The organism is Sphingomonas sp. (assembly GCF_040398505.1).
Classification (GTDB): domain Bacteria; phylum Pseudomonadota; class Alphaproteobacteria; order Sphingomonadales; family Sphingomonadaceae; genus Sphingomonas.
The window spans coordinates 1-16,824 of record NZ_JBBATX010000060.1 but is presented as its reverse complement, the minus strand read 5'-3'; the positions used below and the strand labels follow the sequence as shown (position 1 = coordinate 16,824).

The following is a 16,824-nucleotide window of genomic DNA, read 5'->3' as shown; positions in this document are numbered from 1 at the left end:
TCATCTCGTGCAATCGCCCCAAGGTCGGGCTCAAGATGGACACGGTCGGGCCGCCCTTAGTCGACACCGAAGTGCGCATCGCCGAGGATGGCGAAATCCTGGTGCGCGGCGAGCTGGTCATGAAAGGCTATTGGCGCAACGACGCTGAGACTGCGCGCGTGCTGAAGGACGGCTGGCTCCACACCGGCGATATCGGGCTGATCGACGCGGCCGGCCGGATCAAGATCACCGACCGCAAGAAAGACATCATCGTCAACGACAAGGGCGAAAACGTCGCGCCGCAAAAGGTCGAAGGGATGCTGACGCTCCAGTCCGAAATCGCGCAAGCGATGATCTTCGGCGACCGACGGCCCTATATGGTGGCGGTGCTGGTGCCCGATCCCGACTGGACCCAGGAATGGTGTGCCAAGGGTGGCGTCAGTTGCGACTTTAAGCGGCTGGCGGAAAACAGCGCATACCGCGCCGCGCTCGGCCTCGCGGTCGAGCGGGTGAATGCCGATCTCTCGGTCACCGAACGCATTCGCCGCTTCGTGCTCGCCGACGAACCGTTCGGCATCGAGAATGAACAACTGACACCGTCGCTGAAGATCCGGCGGCACGTGTTGAAGGATGTCTACGGCGCGCGGCTGGAGGGGCTGTACAAAGCGTGATTCGGGATAGCCGCAGCCAGCTGTGCCAATGTCAGATTACTTGGACACTCGCTTCTAGAAGTGTAACGATAGCAGAAATGGCGGTACAACTTTGATCCTCTTTTTTAGCCGCGCAAACCCGGTCGTTCAGGGCCGGGATAGCGGTTCTCTATAAACCGCAATTAGTTACGAAAAAGCTTGTTGTCAGCGGCATGTGTTCACGGTAGGTTCAATTTTTGCATTGGCAGTGGTCGCAGCCGAAAACCGCAAGAGCCAAGCGGACTTCGACTGCGTCTCCTGCGGCATTCAGATCAATGCCGATCTGAATGCCACGATCAATATCCGTCGCCTTGCCTTTGGCAAGGCGACGGCAATACCACCAACCGGAGGACTTCCGGGGATGGCCTGTGAATCGAGCTTCATCAGGAGACGGAAACAGGAACCGCGAGCCGTGAGGCCAGCACCTCTTCTGTAAAGAAGCCCGACCCTTAAGGGCCGGGAGTAGTCACCTTGGGAGACTGAACCATGAATGTCGCATCGCTTCTGCGGATAAAGGGCAACACGATCGTTTCGGTCCTGCCGGAAACGCCGTTGATGGAGCTTGTCGCGACCATCGCCTCGCGGAGGATCGGCGCGGTGCTGGTGTGCGATGCGGCGGGCGACCTCGCCGGCATCGTCAGCGAGCGCGACGTGGTGAAGGCGCTTGCCGCCAAAGGTCCCGAACTCGCCACGGTGGCGGCGCGCGACGTGATGACTGAGAATGTCACAACGGTGACGACAGCAACCACGATCAACGATGCGATGGAATTGATGGATCGCGGCTATTTCCGCCATTTGCCCGTGCTCGACGACGGAGTACTGGTTGGTATTATCAGCGTGCGCGACGTCGTGCGCGCGCGGATCGAGCGGCATGTCGAAGAAAATGAATCGCTGATCTCCTATATCAACAATCGCGCCTGACCCGCGGCCCGTAGCCACCCCAATAATCGCTTGCTTGAGTTCTCCCGCGCTCTTCTGGCAAGGGAGCGATGCGCTGGAGATCGTGCGCATGGGGAAGCCGGTGCCGAATCAAAAAACGCAAATCGTAGTGGTAGGCGGCGGCGCCGGTGGCTTGGAACTCGTGCGCAAGCTCGGCGCGCGGTACGGCCGCAAGCAGCACGACATTATCCTGATCGACCGCAACCTCACGCATATCTGGAAGCCGCTGCTGCACGAAGTCGCGGCGGGGTCGCTCGATGCCAATCTCGACGAGGTCGGCTATGGCGGGCACGCGGTTCGCTGGGGCTATCGTTTCTTCAACGGCAGCATCGAAAGCGTCGATCGCGTAAGCCGCACGATCACCACCACCCCGATGCTCGACGAACGCGGCGAGGAGATCATCGGGCGGCATGAGGTCCGCTACGATTATCTCGTAATGGCGGTCGGCGGCATTTCGAATGATTTCGGCGTCCCCGGCGTGCGCGAGCATGCGATGTTCCTCGAGGACCGCCCGCAGGCCGACCGCTTCCGCCAGAAATTGCTCAACGCCTGCCTGCGCACCAACCACGCGCACCAGACCGGCGACCCGTTGGCGCGCGTCCGCGTCAGCATCGTCGGCGGTGGCGCGACCGGGGTCGAGCTTGCCGCGGAGCTCTACAACGCCGCCAAGGCGCTAAGGCATTACGGCCTCGAAGTGTTTGACGAGAGCAAGCTCGAAGTCTCGCTGATCGAGGCCGGCCCGCGCATCCTGCCCGCGCTCGACGAGACACTCGCCGCGACCGCCAAGCGCGAGCTCGAAAAGCTCGGCGTGCGTGTGCTCGACAACACGCAAGTCATCCGGCTCGAGGATCGCGCGGTGCAAACCGGCGATGGCGGCGTGATCGACGCCGATCTGATCGTCTGGGCAGCAGGCGTGAAGGGCGCGGAGGAAATCAAGACGATGAGCGATTTGGAGCTCACCCGCGGCAACCAGATCGTCGTGCGCCCGACGCTGCAATCAACCAGCGACGATCGCATCTACGCGCTCGGCGATTGCGCGTCGTGCCTGCTGCCGGGGCGCGACAAGCCGATCCCGCCGCGCGCGCAATCGGCGCACCAGATGGCGAGCCTCGTTTTCACCAATCTTGTGCGCGCGCAGGCCGGCGAGCCGCTCAAGGATTTCGTCTATCAGGACCACGGGTCGCTCGTCTCGCTCAGCCGTTTTTCGACAGTGGGGAGCCTGATGGGCAATCTCGTTGGCGGGCGGATGCGGGTCGAAGGCTGGATCGCGCGGATGGTGTATATGTCGCTGTACCGCATGCATTTGATCGCGATCCACGGCTGGTGGCGCGGGGTGGCGCTGATCGTGATCGGGCATGTGAACCAGATCGTACGGCCGAAGTTGAAGCTGCATTGAGGGAGCGCGCTAGGATTTAAGCTTTCTTCTTCCCTCCCTTTCAGGGAAGGGAGGGAAAGAGTGGTAGCCCGTCGCGGCAAAGCCGCGCCGTCGGTCGGGACTTTGGACCCGCCGGCCGGGCTCGCCCCCCGGAGGGGGCCCGCCAAATAGCTGCGCTATCTCTTCGGGTTGCTCGCTGGCACCACTTGCAGCGTCCAATCCCGATCGGGCAGCAGATACTTCGCCGCTGTCTCCTGCAGCTCCGCCGCGGTCATGTTCGAAATGTCGCTGTAGAGCCGCTTCAATGCCTCGATCCGCGCCGGATCGTAAACCGCGCCGTCGAGTTGGTTCATCCAGAACTGATTGCCGGTCGATTGCCGCATGATCGATTGCTGCATCGGGCCGATCGTGCGCTTCAACTCGTCCCCATCGATCGGCGTTGCAACCAGTTCGGCCGCGATGTCGCGCGAAAGCTTGAAGAAGAGCGGGATGTTCTCGGGCGCGACCTGGCCGATCGCGAGCATTCGCCCGCCGCTCGGCATGCCGGTCGGCCACGAGCTGCCGACATTGGGGCTGTAGCTCGCGCCTGCCTGAGAACGCAACCGGTCAAACAACCGGTCACTGAAGATCGCCGCGAGCACGTCGAGCCGCCGCGATTCGGTCGCGCCCGCGACACCGCCGCCGGTCGGCCACGCGATCACCGCCGCGGCCTGATACTCGGGGCCATTATGCGTCAACACTAGCGGTGTCGCATTGTGCGCCGGGAAGCGCACCGGCGGCGGGACAAAGTCGGTTGGAGCCGCGCGCGACGGAAGCGCACCCAGCGTCTTTTGCACGGCGGCAATCGCGACATCGGCCTTGATATCGCCGAACACCATCACCTCGACCGGGCCGGTCTTGAGCAGCGGCTCCCACAGCGCGCGGAACGCGGCGGGCGTGGTCGCCTCGATCGCCTTGAGGCTCGGCGTGCCCCAGCGCGGATCGCCATCGTGGAGCAAGCGTTCGAGGTCGCGGCTCAGCACCCCGGTCGGGGAAGACTCGAACGCGGCATAACCCGCCAGCGCGGCCACGCGCGTGCGGTTGACGGGGGCCGGATCCCAGCCCGGTGCCGTGATCGCCGCGCCGATCAGCCGCAACTGATCGGTCAGATCGGCGGGCGAGGTTAGCGCGTTATAGACAAACGCATCCTCGTCGATCCCGAAATCGAGCCCGATCCGGCGGCCCTGCACCAACGCCTCGATATCGCCTTGCTTCAGCGTACCGATCCCGCCGGCGGTCAGCGTGCCATCGGCAGCCCAGGCCGGTGTCTCGCGATCGGCAGGAAGCGCGTTATCGCCGCCACCGAAGCGGACGCGAACATAGACGCGGCTGTCTTCCGAGGTCGTCGGATAGATCAGCACGCGAATGCCGTTGGAGAGGTTATACTCCTGCATGTCGAATTCGCGGATCGGCGTATTCGATACGATCGTCGCGGGCGGGCCAACCTTGGGGAGCTTGGCAAAAGTAACATTGGCCTGCGCCGTGCGCTCGCCCGCCAAGCCCTTCACATCGGCCTTGAGGGCGGTGGCGAGGCTCGCTTCGATCCCCGCTTCGGCGGCAGGCGTCGAAATCAGCGCGCGCATCGTCCCCTGGAACACCCGCTTGGTCGAGGCGAGGATCTTGTCGGGAGTGAAGAACCCCTTCTTCTCGGCATCGGCAAAGACTCTCTGGATCACATAGGGAGCGGTCGTCGTCTCACGAATATCCAGCGCCTGGACCATGTCGTCGGCTTCCTTCGAGCCTGCCTCGGCGCGATAGGTATCGACCAGCGTCTTGAACGCGACGCGCTGTTCGGAAAGTTCACGTTCGATTTCGAGCTTGGTCGGGGGCGATGCCTGGGCATCGGCGATCACCGCGCGCACGTCGCGCAGCGCCGAGGCCCAGGCGGTGCCGACGGGCAGGATCGAAATCGACGTGACATTGGCCGAGCGCGACGGATCATCGAGCCGCACGCCGGCTTGCAAATAGCTGCCGCCCGAGCGCGCGCGCGTCTCCAGCCGCCGGTTGATCACCGCGAGTGCGACGAAATCGGCGAGGCGCTTCTGGTTGAACAGGATCGTGTCGTCATTATACTGCCACGGGCGCACGATCGCGAATTGGATCAGCGCCGGGATGCTCGGTTCGACCACAGCCTTGGTCGCCGTCTGCTTGGGGTCAGGCTGGCTGAAATCGGGATCGGCCGGCGCGGGGCCGACGCCCTTCCAGCCGCCAAAATGGCGCGCGATCATCGTCTCGAGCTGTTCGGGCGCGAAGTCGCCGGCGATGATCACCACGGCGCGTTCGGGGCGATACCAGCGATCGTGGAACACGCGGACAGTCTCGGCGGTCGCCGCCTGCAATTCCTTGATATGGCCGATCGGCGAGCGATCCGCGAGCGGCTGCCCGGCAAAGAAGGTTGCTTGCACGGCATTGCCCAGCCGCACTTGCGGCCCCGGTGCCTCGCGCTGTTCGGCGAGCACGGCGGGCCGCTCGGCATTGAGCGCTACCGCCGTGATGTTGGGCTTGGCGACCATGCCCGACAGGATCTTCAGGCTCTCATCGATTCCGGCCTCGGTCGCGCTAGGCAAATCGAGCTTGTAGACGGTCTGCGTCGGCGTAGTCTGGGCATTGGTGTCCGAACCGAAGGTCGTCCCCATCCGCTGCCACACGCGCTTGGCCTCGCCATCAGCGACATATTCCGAGCCGCGAAAGGTGAGATGTTCGATCAGATGCGCATAGCCGCGCTCTGCATCGGCTTCCATCAGCGACCCGACATCCATCCGCACACGCACCGAAATCTGGCCCGGCGGGACGCCATTCTTGCGCACGGCATAACGCACGCCGTTACTCAGCGTGCCGAAATGCCACGCCGGATCGGGCGTGATGTCGCTGCCTTTATAGAGCCAGGCGGCGCGACTGATGATGGCGGCCTCGGCATCGGTGGCGGCAGCAGGTGCCGGGGTCGCCGTCCGTGGCGTCTCGGCGCTGGGCACCGCCTGTTGCGGCGCGGCTCCGATGACGAGAAAGGACAGAAGGGCGAGGCGCGTCGTACGCAGGAACACGGTCATAGCCATGACGATAGCGGCGGAAAGCGGCAACCGCCAGCCGCGACATCGACCCTTGCACTCGCCCGCGCTGCGCGCCACATGCCCTGCATGCTGATCGAAACCGAAACAACGCCCAACCCGGCGACCCTGAAATTCCTCCCCAACCGCACGGTGATGGAGGCTGGCACGCGCGATTTCGTGACGCCGGAGGAGGCCGAGGCCTCCCCACTCGCCGAAGCCTTGTTCGGTCTGGGCGATGTCACCGGCGTGTTCTTCGGGCGCGATTTCGTCTCGGTCACCGCCGCATCGGGGACCGAATGGAGCGACTTGAAGCCCGACATTCTCGGCCTGATGGTCGATCATTTCAGCGCGGGCATACCTTTGTTCAAGCCGGGCAATGCCGGTGGCATCGCGGTTCCCGCCGACGACGCGTTCAACGATGATCCGGCCGATGCCGACATCGTCGCGCAGATCAAGGATTTGATCGAAACGCGCATCCGTCCGGCGGTCGCCAATGATGGCGGCGACATCGTCTATCGCGGCTTCGACAAGGGCAAGGTGTTCCTGGCGATGCAGGGCGCATGCGCAGGGTGCCCGTCCTCCAGCGCGACGCTGAAGAACGGAATCGAGCAATTGCTCAAATATTATGTTCCCGAAGTTACCGAAGTGCGAGCCGTTTAATGACCGTTTTGTCCGACGCCGCGCTCGACCAGCTGTTCCGCACCGCCCGCACCTATAACGGTTATACCGACGCGCCCGTCACCGAGAGCGATTTGCACGCGATCTGGGATTTGATGAAATGGGGTCCCACCTCGGCCAATCAGCTGCCGGCCCGGCTGATCTGGTGCACGAGCGATGCCGCCAAGACGAAGCTCGCCGAATGCTGCTCGGCACAGAATGCGCCCAAGGTGCTGAAGGCACCGGTCAGCGTCATCATCGGCATGGACCGTGATTTCCACGAATATCTGCCGCAACTGTTCCCGCACGTTAATGCCAAAGCGTGGTTCGACGGCAACCCCGAGCTCCGCGCGGAATCGGCGATGCGCAATTCCTCGCTCCAGGGCGCGTATCTCATCACGGCGGCGCGCGCGCTTGGTCTCGATACCGGTGCAATGTCGGGCTTCGACGCCGCCAAGGTCAACGCCGCTTTCTTCGCCGAAACGCCCTCGGTCACGGTGAACTTTATCGCGACGCTCGGGCATGGCGACGCGGCGACGATCTTCGATCGCTCGCCCCGGCCCGATTTCGGCATGTTCAACAGCATCGCTTGATCCGGTTTGCGTGACCCAACCTTCCGCACGCTGGTCATCGAAACCGCGACCGCTGCCTGTTCGGTCGCGCTGATCGAGCATGGCGCGGTCATCGCGCGTGCGCATGAAACGGTCGGGCGCGGTCATGCCGAACATCTGATCCCAATGATCGCGGGGCTGCCGGACGGCGGGCGCGCGGCGCATATTCTGGTCGATTGCGGGCCGGGCAGCTTTACCGGCATTCGCGTTGGCGTGGCCGCAGCCCGTGGCCTGGCGCTCGGTTGGGGGGCGACGCTCGGCGGCTTTTCCTCGCTTGCCGCGCTGGCGGCGGGCGCCTTTGCGCGCGAGACGGTTTACGGCCCCCTTGCCGTGCTTTTGGAGGGCGGGCATGGCGAAGTCTTCATGCAGACCTTCGAAGCGCCTCCTTTGACCGAGACATCCACGCTCGCCTCGCTTGCGCCCGCCGACGCCCGGCTTCGCCTCGGCGGAATGCACGCGGTCGGCGACGGCCTGCGCTGGCTCGGATTTGGCGATCCCCGCACCGCGCCGCGGGGCGCCCTGCCCGATGCCGCCGACGCAGTGCTGCTCCCGCCCGCCTTCACGACGCTTGAGCCAAAGCCGATTTACGGTCGCGCGCCCGATGCAAAGCCGATGGTGGCGGCATGAGCACAATGGTGCGGATCGACCTCCGCAGCGGTGCGGTCGCCGATCTCGCGGTGATCGACCGGCTGATGCGCGCCGCGTTCGACCCGGGCTTCGGCGAAGCCTGGACGCATAACCAAGTCCTTGGCCTAATGGCGATGTCCGGCGTGTGGCTCACCATCGCCGAGATTGGAAGCGAACCAGCGGGTTTCGCTTTGTCGCGCCGCGTGCTCGACGAAGCCGAATTGCTGTTGCTCGCGACCGCGCCGATGTTCCGCCGCCGCGGGGTTGGCGCGGCCTTGCTACGATCGGTGATCAGCGATTCCCGAATGCAGGGGGCGCGCACGCTCCATCTCGAAGTGCGCGAGGGCAATGATGCGATTAAACTATACCGCGCCGTTGGTTTCGACAAAGTCGGCGAACGGCGCCATTACTATCGTGGTGTTGACGGCAGAGCATTTGATGCTTTGACCTATCGTCGTGAGATTTTCTAACAGACATTTCATCGAGGCGATTACGACTTGCATCCCTCAGCCTAAAAGATGATAGGCGCAAGTCACGACGGTGTGTAATTGCCGTCCGAATTGGAGTGAAAGGATTATTATGGACAGCATGAACGAGCTTCAGGAGACCCTGATCACGCTTACCGCCGACATCGTCGCGGCTCATGTCAGCAACAACAGCGTCGCAGTTTCGGATCTTCCGGTCTTGATCGCCCACGTTCATGGCGCGTTGAGCGGACTTGGTGGCCCGGCCCCGGTCGAAGTCATCAAGCAGGAACCAGCGGTTTCGATCCGGTCCTCGATCAAGCCAGACTTCATCGTCTGCCTCGAAGACGGCAAGAAGCTGAAGATGCTCAAGCGCCATCTGATGACGCATTATCAAATGACCCCTGAGCAATATCGCGCAAAGTGGAACCTGCCAGCGGACTATCCGATGGTTGCACCAAACTATGCGGAACAGCGTCGGACGCTCGCCAAGAAGATTGGCCTTGGCACCAAGCGTCGCAAGATCGTTCGCTGAGCCCTCAATCCTCCCCCGGCACCCGGGGGAGGAATCGAGAGGCGCTATTGCGAACAACTCTCCTCTTTCGCAACAAGCGTTAAGCGCCTACACCCGCCGCTATGGCGCGTAAGATCGATCTCGAAGCTCTCTGTGCGGAAAAGGGCCTGCGCATCACCGATCAGCGCAAGGTGATCGCGCGCGTGCTATCCGATGCCGAGGATCATCCCGACGTCGAAAAAGTGTATGAGCGCGCCTCCGCGATCGACCCCGGCATCTCGATCGCAACCGTCTATCGCACGGTTCGCCTGTTCGAGGAGGCTGGCATCCTCGACCGCCACGATTTCGGCGATGGCCGATCGCGCTATGAGCCCGCGCCCGAGGCGCATCACGACCATCTGATCGATGTCGAGAGCGGCAAGGTGATCGAATTCGTCGATCCCGAGCTCGAACAGCTGCAAAAGGCCATTGCCGAGCGCCTAGGCTTTCGCCTGGTCGACCACCGGATGGAACTCTACGGCGTAGCGCTCGACCGCAAGAGCTGAGCGCCGTGCCGATCAGCCCGCAAGCGCGCGCCGCCGCCGCCGCGGGCACGCCCCCGCCGCTAAGCTGGCTCGCTTTCCTGCGGCTGTGGACGCGGATCGTCCTGCTTGCGCTGATGCTCGTCGTCACCGTGCCGCCGCATTATCTGTGGCGCATCCTGCACATCTCATCCCCCTGGCCGCGTTACTATCTCGCCACGGCGGCGCGCATTTGCGGCGCGCGCGTCACGGTGAAGGGGACAGCGCTGCGCCGCGACGCCTTCTACATCGCCAACCATGTCAGCTGGATCGACATTTTGGCGATTGCCGGCGCGAGCGGCACCGCCTTCGTCGCCAAGGCCGAAATTCGCGACGCGCCGGTGGTCGGCTGGCTCGCCAGGCTCAACCGCACGGTCTTTGTGGAACGCGAGGATCGTCTGGGCGTCGCCGAGCAAATCAATCGCTTGCGCGATGCGCTGGCCGAGACGTGGTCGGTGACGGTTTTTCCCGAGGGGACGACGACCGACGGCCGGTCGCTCTTTCCCTTCAAGACGCCGATGCTCAAAGTGCTCGAGCCGCCACCGCCCGGCATTCTGGTCCAGCCGGTGCTGCTCGATTATGGCACGGTCAGCGAGGAAATCGCCTGGATCGGCGAGGAATCGGGCAAGGATAATGCTGTGCGTCTGCTCGCCCGCCCCGGCACGTTTCGCGTAACGGTGACGTTCCTCGAACCCTTCCACCCGCGTGACTTTACCGGGCGCAAGGCGATCGCCGCCGAAAGCCGCCGCCGCATCGAAGACGCGCTGGTCGCGGCGATCGGGCGACCGCTGGTGCCCTTTACAGGCCATGCGCAGCCGTAACGTCTTCATTCCTCCCCGTTCCGGGGAGGAATGAAGTGGAGGATTTGTAGGAACAGGCTCTCCGCCCTATAGCGCCCGCATCATGAAACCCGCACCCAAGACCTATGCCGTCAAATCCTTCGGCTGCCAGATGAACGTCTATGACGGCGATCGGATGGCCGAATTGATGGCCGCGCAAGGCCTGACGCAGGCGGCCCCCGCCGATGCCGATCTCGTCGTGCTCAACACCTGCCACATTCGCGAGCGCGCGACCGAAAAGGTCTATTCGGACATTGGCCGCTTGCGCAAAGACGCCGCGAAGCAGGGCCGCAGCCCGATGATCGCGGTCGCCGGCTGCGTCGCGCAGGCCGAAGGTGCCGAGATCGTGCGGCGCGCCAAGGTCGATGTCGTGGTTGGCCCGCAAGCCTATCACAATTTGCCCGAGCTGGTCGCAAAGGCCGCGCGCGGCGAGGCGGCGCTAGATACCGACATGCCGGTCGACATGAAGTTCGGTCACCTCCCCTCGCGGCGTCGCGTGCCGCCAAGCGCGTTCCTGACGGTGCAGGAGGGGTGCGACAAATTCTGCACCTATTGCGTCGTGCCCTATACGCGCGGCGCCGAAGTCTCGCGCGGCTGGGGGCAGATCGTCGATGAAGCGCGCGCACTGGTCGCGGCGGGCGCGCGCGAGATCACGCTGCTCGGGCAAAATGTGAATGCGTGGGAAGACAAAGGCAAAGGCCTGCATGATCTGATCGCCGCGCTCGACGGAATCGACGGCCTCGCCCGGATTCGCTACACCACCAGCCACCCCAACGACATGACGCAAGGGTTGATCGACGCGCATGCCCGCGTCGAAAAGCTGATGCCGTTCCTGCACTTGCCGGTGCAATCGGGCAGCGACCGCATCCTGAAGGCGATGAACCGCAGCCATTCGCGCGACTCTTACCTGCGCATCCTTGAGCGCGTCCGCGCCGCCCGCCCCGACATCGCGCTGTCGGGCGATTTCATCGTCGGCTTTCCCGGCGAGACCGAGGCCGATTTCGAGGACACGCTCAGCCTCGTCGATGCGGTCGGCTATGCGCAGGCCTATAGCTTCAAATATAGCCCGCGCCCCGGCACCCCCGCCGCGACGATGGCCGACCAAATCCCCGAAGCGGTAATGGACGACCGGCTCCAGCGGCTGCAGGCCGCGCTCAACCGCGATCAGGCTGCCTTCAATGCAGCGACCGTGGGGCGCACCTGCCAGGTCCTGCTCGAACGCAAAGGCAAACTGCCCGGCCAGTTGATCGGCAAGAGCCCGTGGCTGCAATCGGTCCATCTGGTGAGCGATGCGAGCATCGGCGATCTGGTCGAAGTGACGCTCGCCGAGGCGGGCGCGAATTCTATGCTCGGAGTTCTGGCGGAAGCGGCAGCCTAACTCTTCTCCCCTCCCTGGAAGGGAGGGGCTGGGGGTGGGTTGGCATGGGGCGGGGACGGTATTCGACAACGAGCCCACCCACCCCCGACCCCCTCCCTTTCAGGGAGGGGAGAAGCATGCTCTCGACATCGGCCCGCACAAGCATCACAATAGCGCTATGTCCAAACCCGCCCCGACCGATCTCGTGCCGCCGCAATGGAAGCGCAATCCGATCGGCCTGTGGGTGTATATTGCGGCGGGTATGGGCATGATCCTGTGGTCGGGCGGGCGCATCGTGCTTGAGCGGATCGGGTTGCTGCGCTGACCGCGCAGTCGGACCAAACGACGCCGACACCGCACTTTTCGCTATTCTATCGCCGGTCGCTCTGCCAAACTGATTGGCGGATGCAGTCCCCCAAAACTCGCCGCGCCCAGCGCCGTCGCTTCATCCTCCCGCACTCGCCGTCACGCCCTCTTTCCCCCGAAGGAACCGCATGAGCCGCAAGCCCGTCCCCGCACAATCCGGCGATCGCAGCCGGACCGAATTGGTGTTCGATCGCCCGCAATTGATGGCGCAACTGTTCGGCGAATTTGATAAAAATCTGCTCGCGCTCGAAAGTCGGCTTGGCGTCTACATCACCGCGCGCGGCAATAAGGTCGGGCTGGAAGGCACCGCCGAATCGGTCGCCCAGGCGCGCGACGTGCTGCACGGGCTGTACAACCGCATCGTGCGCGGCGAGGTCGTCGATACCGGGCTGATCGAGGCGGTGATCGCGATGTCGGCCGAACCGACGCTCGCCGGGATCATCCAGGCCGATGCCGGGGGCGGTGGCGCCCCGCAAATTATGATCCGCACGCGCAAGAAGACGATCGTCCCGCGCACGATGGCGCAAGCGCATTATATGCGCGAGCTGCTCAACAACGACATCATCTTCGCGCTCGGGCCAGCAGGCACGGGCAAGACCTATATCGCGGTCGCGCAAGCCGTGGCGCAGCTCATCACCGGCAGCATCCAGCGGCTGATCCTGTCGCGCCCCGCGGTGGAAGCGGGCGAGAAGCTCGGCTTCCTGCCCGGCGACATGAAGGAGAAGGTCGATCCGTATTTGCGGCCGCTCTACGACGCGCTCAACGATTGCCTGCCCGCCGAACAGGTCGAACGCCGCATCGCCAGCGGCGAGATCGAAATCGCGCCGATTGCCTTCATGCGCGGCCGTACGCTGGCCGACGCCTTCATCATCCTCGATGAAGCGCAGAACACGACGCCCGGACAAATGAAGATGTTCCTGACGCGCTTCGGCGAGAATAGCCGGATGGTGGTGTGCGGCGATCCCAAGCAGACCGATCTCCCCGGCGGCATGAACGCGTCCGGGCTGAACGATGCGGTCGGGCGGCTGGAGGGTGTCGAAGGCCTGTCGATCTGCCGCTTCGGCTCGGGCGACGTGGTGCGCCATCCCATTGTCGGGCGCATCGTCGAGGCGTATGAAGGGACATCATGAATGTGCCTTCCGATCCGCTCAGCCGCGCCGAGCAGCAGGCTCTTTCCGCACCCTTCCTGATTGAGGATCAGGAGGTCGTGCGAACGATCGCACGTCTGGCCGATGAACGCGGCACGCCTATGGCCGAGATCGTTCGGCTTGCGATTCAGGACTGTTTTGACCGTCACGGGCGCGGGCGCGCTGCGCCAGAATGGCTGCAAAAGTATTGGCGGGAGCACCCGTTACCGCTGCCCAACGGACTGAAAGCCGACAAACGCTTTTACGATTCGCTGAACGACGAACTTTACGACGAACAGTGACTGTATTCCTTGATGCCTCCGCGATCGTGGCAATGATCGCACGGGAGCCGGAAGCGACCAGCTTCGCCGAAGCTATGCTGGGCGAGGCGAACCGCATTACGTCCCCTCTTGCGATCTGGGAGGCGGCGCGCGGCGTCGAAAGTGCACGGGGAGTCGCGCTAGCGGAAGCGCGTGCGCCGGTGTTGGACTTTGTCGAAGCAAGTGCGTTGCAGGTGATTTCAGTCGATACAGACGATACGCTGTGTGCGTTGGATGCGCATGAACGCTTCGGCAAAGGTGTTCACCCCGCTAAACTGAATTTCGGGGATTGCTTCGCTTACGCTGTCGCCCGACGGCACGATGCCGCCTTGCTGTTCAAAGGCGATGATTTTGCGCAGATCGACATCAAGGATGCGACGCTGATATGATCCTCGTCGAACTTAGCCACGAAGACGTCTGGCCCGCCCATGACTGGGAAACCCTCGCCACCCGCGCCGCGACCGCTGCGCTCACCCGCACCCCGCATGCCGAACTCGCCACTGGCCCGGCCACGGTCGAAATCTCGGTCCGCCTGACCGACGATGCCGAAGTCCAGACGCTCAACGCGCAATATCGGCAGAAGGACAAGCCGACCAACGTCCTGTCCTTCCCGATGGTGCAGGCCGATCTGCTCGACACGATCGACCAGAATTCGGACGATGGCGAGGTGCTTTTGGGCGATATCGTGCTCGCATTCGAGACGTGTGCGCGCGAGGCCGCGGAGAAAGGCATCACGCTGCACGATCATGCCACGCATTTGATCGTGCATGGCACGCTGCATTTGCTAGGGTATGATCATATGGTTGGCATGGAGGCCGAGGCGATGGAGGCGATCGAGATCGACGCCCTCGCCGCCCTCGGTCTGGCCGACCCGTATTTGCTCGAAGAGGATTGAAAACCCCCAATGTCTGACGGACATAGTACCACCGGCACCCCGAGCCATTTCGGCGGTGCCGTGCACAGCGAGACCAGCATCTGGCGCAGTTTCCGCAGCTGGATCTCGGGCGGCGCGCAGGATGATTCGCTCCGCGCCACGCTTGAGGAAGCGATTGACGCGCATGAGGATGATCCCGCGCCCGACAATAAGGGCGATCTTTCCCCGCTCGAACGCACGATGGTACGCAATTTGCTCCATTTCGGCGAGCGTGACGCGGGTGATGTCGGCGTGCCGCGCGCCGACATCGTTGCGGTCGAGGAACGCACCAGTTTTGCCGATCTGGTGAAGATCTTCGCCGAGGCGACGCACAGCCGCTTGCCGGTCTATCGCGGCGAACTCGATACGATCATCGGCATGATCCACTTGCGCGACGTGTTCAAGATCATCGCGACCGACGCGCCCTATCCCGACGATTGGTCGAGCCTGATCCGCGAGCCGCTTTACGTGCCGATGTCGCGCGGCGCGCTCGATCTGCTCGCTGACATGCGCACCAAACGTGTTCATCTCGCGATCGTGCTCGACGAATATTTCGGGACCGAGGGACTCGTCACGATCGAGGATCTGATCGAGGAAATCGTCGGCGATATCGAGGACGAGCACGACGCCGCGACCACCGCCTTGCTCAACCCGCTCGACGGCGGCGCGTGGGCTGCGGATGCGCGCGCCGAGCTTGAGGATGTCGGCGAGATCATCGATCCGCGCCTCGCCGAAGTCGATGGCGATATCGATACGATCGGCGGGCTCGCCGCTGTGCTGGCGGGCCATGTCCCGCAAGTGGGCGAGTGCATCGTCCACGATAGCGGCTGGACGCTCGAAGTCGTCGCCGCCAATACCCGCCGCGTGCTGAGCTTGCGACTGCACCCCCCAAAGCCCGAGCCCGAAGGCGACTGATCGCGATGCGCAAACATATTCTGATCATCCTGGCGATCGTGATCGTCGCAGGAGCCGGTGCGCTGTGGTGGGCATTTCAGCCCGATCCGGCGCGCCTGCCGATCGCGGCGGTGCAGGGCGAACGCCCCAAAATCACCCCGCCGCGCGCACAGACGATCCCGACGATCGCGGTCGCCGATGCGGTCGGCTGGAAGAACGGCGCCACACCGGTCGCGGCGGAAGGACTACAGGTCGCGGCCTTTGCGCGCGGGCTCAACCATCCGCGCTGGCTCTATCGCTTGCCCAATGGTGACATTCTGGTCGCCGAGACCAATTCGCCGCCGCGCGCGACGACGGGCATTGCCGACGTCGTGATGGGCTATCTGATGACGAAAGGCGGCGCGGGAGTCGCCTCGCCCAACCGCATCACGCTGCTGCGCGACGCCAATGGCGACGGTGTTGCCGAGGCGCACACGGTGCTGATCGCCGGGCTCAACTCACCGACCGGCATGGCGCTGATGGGCGGGTATCTCTACATCGCCGACACCGATGCGCTGCTCCGGGTACCCTTCACCGTCGGCCAGACCAAGATCACTGCCAAGCCCGAAAAGGTCATCGCGCTGAGCGGCGGCGGCAATCACTGGGCGCGCACGCTGCTCGCCGATCCCGAGGGAAAGTATCTCTATGTCGGGGTCGGTTCGGCCACCAACATCGCCGATAACGGCATCGCGGCGGAGAAATATCGCGCCAACATCCTGCAGGTCGATCCACAAGCCAAGACCTTCCGCGTGTACGGCGCAGGGCTTCGCAACCCGCAGGGCATGGCGTTCGAGCCGAAATCGGGCGCACTCTGGGTCGCGGTGAACGAGCGCGACATGCTCGGATCGGACATCGTTCCCGATTACATCACCCGCGTCGGGATCGGCGACAATTTCGGCTGGCCCTGGTATTATTGGGGCGGCCATCAGGATTTCCGCGTGCAGCCGGAAAACCCTGCCTTGCAGGAATATTCGAAGCGGCCCGACTTTGCGATGGGGCCGCATGTCGCGGCACTCGGCCTGGCCTTTGCGACCGATGCGAAGCTCGGGGCGAAATACGCCAACGGCGCATTCGTCGGCGAACACGGTTCGTGGAACCGCGTGCCGGTGTCGGGCTATAAGGTCGCGTATGTGCCCTTTGGCGACCTCGGCTTTCCGGTGAAGGGCGCAAAGCCCGTCGATGTCCTGACCGGTTTTCTCAATGCCAAGGGCGAGGCGCAGGGGCGCCCGGTCGGGGTGATTACCGATGCGACCGGCGCGCTGCTGGTGGCGGACGATGTCGGGAATACGATCTGGCGGGTGCGCGCGAAGTAGCGCGGCGCTTTTTCTACCCCCCTCCCGCCTTCGCGGGAGGGGCTGGGGGAGGGTCTTCTTCTTGGCGGCGCCTGGACAAGAAGAAGACCCTCACCGACTTCGACTAGGGCCGCATGAAGAATGCGACCCAAGTCTTCGTTGCCTCTCCCGCGAAG

Annotated in this window: 18 protein-coding genes and 1 pseudogene; 18 read left to right on the top strand and 1 reads right to left on the bottom strand. The window is 63.8% G+C overall.

The features are described 5' to 3' along the window. The 3 genes and pseudogenes from ABWP09_RS09065 to ABWP09_RS09050 all read left to right on the top strand — a co-directional run. Positions 1–650, top strand: a pseudogene (locus ABWP09_RS09065) (long-chain fatty acid--CoA ligase); the annotation flags it as partial. A 504-nt stretch (positions 651–1,154) separates the two neighbouring features. Beyond that, positions 1,155–1,589 carry a CBS domain-containing protein gene (locus ABWP09_RS09055; RefSeq protein ID WP_353204820.1) on the top strand — a complete coding sequence of 145 codons (435 nt, stop codon included), beginning with the start codon at positions 1,155–1,157 and terminating at the stop codon, positions 1,587–1,589. Positions 1,590–1,677: 88 nt separating this feature from the next. Further along, positions 1,678–3,003, top strand: coding sequence for an NAD(P)/FAD-dependent oxidoreductase (locus tag ABWP09_RS09050; protein ID WP_353204822.1), 1,326 nt, complete (start codon positions 1,678–1,680; stop codon positions 3,001–3,003). Positions 3,004–3,158: 155 nt separating this feature from the next. Here ABWP09_RS09050 and ABWP09_RS09045 read toward each other — a convergent pair whose 3' ends face one another. Continuing rightward, positions 3,159–6,068, bottom strand: a complete 2,910-nt coding sequence (locus ABWP09_RS09045) for a M16 family metallopeptidase (RefSeq protein ID WP_353204819.1) — start codon at positions 6,066–6,068, stop codon at positions 3,159–3,161. An 87-nt stretch (positions 6,069–6,155) separates the two neighbouring features. Here ABWP09_RS09045 and ABWP09_RS09040 point away from each other — a divergent pair, with 87 nt between their 5' ends. From ABWP09_RS09040 to ABWP09_RS08970, 15 genes are all read left to right on the top strand, one after another. Continuing rightward, positions 6,156–6,728 (top strand): NifU family protein, encoded by a 573-nt coding sequence (locus tag ABWP09_RS09040; protein WP_353204818.1) that lies wholly within the window; start codon positions 6,156–6,158, stop codon positions 6,726–6,728. After that, complete coding sequence (locus ABWP09_RS09035) at positions 6,728–7,318, top strand: malonic semialdehyde reductase (protein WP_353204817.1); 591 nt, start codon at positions 6,728–6,730, stop codon at positions 7,316–7,318. Before ABWP09_RS09040 ends, ABWP09_RS09035 begins: the two co-directional genes overlap by 1 nt. Positions 7,319–7,324: 6 nt before the next feature. Beyond that, complete coding sequence (gene tsaB / locus ABWP09_RS09030; RefSeq protein ID WP_353204816.1) at positions 7,325–7,963, top strand: tRNA (adenosine(37)-N6)-threonylcarbamoyltransferase complex dimerization subunit type 1 TsaB; 639 nt, start codon at positions 7,325–7,327, stop codon at positions 7,961–7,963. Continuing rightward, on the top strand, positions 7,960–8,433 hold the full coding sequence (locus ABWP09_RS09025; RefSeq protein ID WP_353204815.1) for a GNAT family N-acetyltransferase: 474 nt from the start codon (positions 7,960–7,962) through the stop codon (positions 8,431–8,433). Before tsaB ends, ABWP09_RS09025 begins: the two co-directional genes overlap by 4 nt. 118 nt (positions 8,434–8,551) lie before the next feature. Then, positions 8,552–8,962, top strand: a complete 411-nt coding sequence (locus ABWP09_RS09020) for a Ros/MucR family transcriptional regulator (protein ID WP_502959782.1) — start codon at positions 8,552–8,554, stop codon at positions 8,960–8,962. Positions 8,963–9,063: 101 nt separating this feature from the next. Further along, positions 9,064–9,486 carry a Fur family transcriptional regulator gene (locus ABWP09_RS09015; protein ID WP_188444830.1) on the top strand — a complete coding sequence of 141 codons (423 nt, stop codon included), beginning with the start codon at positions 9,064–9,066 and terminating at the stop codon, positions 9,484–9,486. A gap of 5 nt (positions 9,487–9,491) precedes the next feature. After that, positions 9,492–10,322, top strand: coding sequence for a lysophospholipid acyltransferase family protein (locus ABWP09_RS09010; protein WP_353204813.1), 831 nt, complete (start codon positions 9,492–9,494; stop codon positions 10,320–10,322). Between the two features lie 82 nt (positions 10,323–10,404). Further along, complete coding sequence (miaB, locus tag ABWP09_RS09005; RefSeq protein WP_353204812.1) at positions 10,405–11,718, top strand: tRNA (N6-isopentenyl adenosine(37)-C2)-methylthiotransferase MiaB; 1,314 nt, start codon at positions 10,405–10,407, stop codon at positions 11,716–11,718. Between the two features lie 157 nt (positions 11,719–11,875). Next, positions 11,876–12,022, top strand: coding sequence for a hypothetical protein (locus tag ABWP09_RS09000; protein ID WP_353204811.1), 147 nt, complete (start codon positions 11,876–11,878; stop codon positions 12,020–12,022). Between the two features lie 169 nt (positions 12,023–12,191). Then, complete coding sequence (locus ABWP09_RS08995; protein ID WP_353204810.1) at positions 12,192–13,193, top strand: PhoH family protein; 1,002 nt, start codon at positions 12,192–12,194, stop codon at positions 13,191–13,193. Next, positions 13,190–13,492 carry a type II toxin-antitoxin system VapB family antitoxin gene (locus tag ABWP09_RS08990; protein WP_353204809.1) on the top strand — a complete coding sequence of 101 codons (303 nt, stop codon included), beginning with the start codon at positions 13,190–13,192 and terminating at the stop codon, positions 13,490–13,492. The genes ABWP09_RS08995 and ABWP09_RS08990 overlap by 4 nt, the downstream gene beginning before the upstream one ends. Beyond that, a complete protein-coding gene (locus tag ABWP09_RS08985; RefSeq protein ID WP_353204808.1) occupies positions 13,489–13,899 on the top strand; it encodes a type II toxin-antitoxin system VapC family toxin in 411 nt (136 codons plus the stop codon). The genes ABWP09_RS08990 and ABWP09_RS08985 overlap by 4 nt, the downstream gene beginning before the upstream one ends. Further along, positions 13,896–14,405: an rRNA maturation RNase YbeY gene (gene ybeY / locus ABWP09_RS08980; protein WP_353204807.1), complete on the top strand. Its 510-nt coding sequence runs from the start codon at positions 13,896–13,898 to the stop codon at positions 14,403–14,405. Before ABWP09_RS08985 ends, ybeY begins: the two co-directional genes overlap by 4 nt. 9 nt (positions 14,406–14,414) lie before the next feature. Continuing rightward, positions 14,415–15,338, top strand: coding sequence for a hemolysin family protein (locus tag ABWP09_RS08975; protein WP_353204806.1), 924 nt, complete (start codon positions 14,415–14,417; stop codon positions 15,336–15,338). 5 nt (positions 15,339–15,343) lie between these two features. After that, on the top strand, positions 15,344–16,669 hold the full coding sequence (locus ABWP09_RS08970; protein ID WP_353204805.1) for a PQQ-dependent sugar dehydrogenase: 1,326 nt from the start codon (positions 15,344–15,346) through the stop codon (positions 16,667–16,669). Positions 16,670–16,824: the final 155 nt, after the last annotated feature.